The following is a 255-nucleotide window of genomic DNA, read 5'->3' as shown; positions in this document are numbered from 1 at the left end:
GGGAACTGAAACATCTAAGTACCCCGAGGAAGAGAAATCAACCGAGATTCCGAAAGTAGCGGCGAGCGAAATTGGATTAGCCCTTAAGCTTTTAATGATGCAGGTGAAGAGTCTGGAAAGTCTCGCAGTAAAGGGTGATAGCCCCGTAACCGACACATCATAATCAGTGAAAACGAGTAGGGCGGGACACGTGATATCCTGTCTGAATATGGGGGGACCATCCTCCAAGGCTAAATACTACTGACTGACCGATAG

Annotated in this window: 1 rRNA gene; it reads left to right on the top strand. The window is 47.8% G+C overall.

Going from position 1 to position 255, the window contains the following annotated elements:
* Positions 1 to 255: ribosomal RNA gene (locus IQQ51_RS23050) — 23S ribosomal RNA — on the top strand; the annotation flags it as partial.

The organism is Vibrio sp. OPT18 (genome assembly GCF_015163615.1).
Lineage (GTDB): Bacteria > Pseudomonadota > Gammaproteobacteria > Enterobacterales > Vibrionaceae > Vibrio > Vibrio coralliirubri.
The sequence above is the reverse complement of the archived record's forward strand: the minus strand, read 5'-3'. Positions and strand labels throughout refer to the sequence as shown.